The sequence below is a fragment of the Aliterella sp. E5.1 genome, from assembly GCF_057473825.1.
Genome location: NZ_JBYCCV010000324.1, coordinates 1 through 1,549, shown reverse-complemented (window position 1 = coordinate 1,549; position 1,549 = coordinate 1). Strand labels below are relative to the sequence as shown.

Annotated in this window: 1 protein-coding gene and 1 pseudogene; one reads left to right on the top strand and one right to left on the bottom strand. The window is 48.3% G+C overall.

Annotated features, from left to right (window positions below; all coding sequences use genetic code 11):
- The coding region (locus AC2VE5_RS26825) for an EAL domain-containing protein (protein WP_486890586.1) at positions 1-1,012 on the bottom strand (1,012 nt) is incomplete at its 3' end.
- 234 nt (positions 1,013-1,246) lie between these two features.
- Between AC2VE5_RS26825 and AC2VE5_RS26820 the strand changes: the two are divergent.
- A pseudogene (locus AC2VE5_RS26820) lies at positions 1,247-1,549 on the top strand (molybdopterin-dependent oxidoreductase); the annotation flags it as partial.

Here is a 1,549-nt window from a genome sequence, read left to right as displayed (position 1 = left end):
TGATCTCTAGCTGTTGGGCTATATCGAGCAGTTTTTCGGCAATCAGGGCTTTGTAGGGGTCTTGATCCACATTCCGGATCAGCTCCATATCCAGCTTGATAAAGTCAGGCCGCAGTTGGTGAATGAGATTTAAGCCGGAATACCCTGCGCCCAGATCATCCAGGGCCATCCGGAAGCCTGCCTGGCGATAGAAACTCAAAATTTCTTGCAGATGCAACAGATCCTGGCTGCGATCAGACTCGGTGACTTCAAAGACAACTTTGTGATGGGGAATGCCAGCTTGATCAATTGCCCTGACCGTAGAGCGCAGGCAAAACGCCGGGTCGTAGATGGAACTGGGCGTGAAGTTAATAAAAATCAGCGATCGCAGTTGGTGTTCCTTGGCAGCTTGAATGGCACTGTGACGAGCAGCCAAATCAAGTTGAAAAAGCAGGTCCGCCTCCCGGGCCACATCGAACATTACTCCAGGTGAAACCAGGTTGCCCGCTTGATCAAACCCTCGCATTAACGCCTCATGGGCAAAGATGTTAGCAGGATCCTTAGCAGAGACAATTGGTTGGAAATAGCTGCTAATGCGTCCGGCGGCAATGATCTCCAGTAGCCAATCAGATTGGCTCAGGGTAATAAATCGCTGCAAAGAGGTTGTGCGAGGGAAATCTCGTAGCTGGGGTTCTGAGTTATCGCTCATCAATAAGACTTGGGTGTCTTTGAGCTCCCGAGCACTCAGCAGCGCTGCTAGCCCTGCAGCAAGTTGTTTCACTTCAGCATTTTGAAGGGCCAAAATAATGCCCTGCCCATCTGGCAATAATTTGACTGGCTGACCAGACTGGCGTAGAAATTGCGCGACCTTATCTCGGGTATGACCGAGGGGAAACAACAGGTAAAGACTGCCGGTGTTTGCAACATTTCTGGGAAGTCTTTCACAACGACTGCAACCCTGATTGACTGGATTAGATAGCTTTGCTGCGTCACGGTTCCAGCGTTCCCCCGACTTATTTGCTGTTTGGCTCACAAGTTTTTCCGCTGTAATTTATTCAAGTTTACTCTTTTTAATGTTCCCCAGATTAAGGCGCGAGTGAACGCTAAATTGTAATTTTGGTTGAATGGATTGCTTAGACTCAGTCACGCTTGATTCTATTCAAAGTTGTACTTGAAATGTTGGAGCGTAGGAGTATCCAGGGTTACACTACTTTTAGTAAGGCAGGGAAGTGTTAATCCTGGTATACCCTGATGTCTGAGGTTTTTAGTGAAACGTCGTCAAGTTCTTCAACAGGCCCTTCAAGCGTCTGGGGGGCTGATTGCCGCCAATTTACTGAGTGGTTGCAATCAACAGTCCCTGGCAACCCTCTTTCCTGCGGCTCTGCAAGCTCCTGAGTCCCCCCTTCCTGAGCACCTGATCACGCCTTTAAGCGAATTTTATGTACAATCCTATGCTTTACCTTCCCGGATCAAGGTTGAAGATTGGCACTTAAAAATTAATGGCACCGTCGCTAACCCTTTAACCCTGACCTTTAGTGACATTTTAGCTGCGCCTCAAGAAGACTTTTAC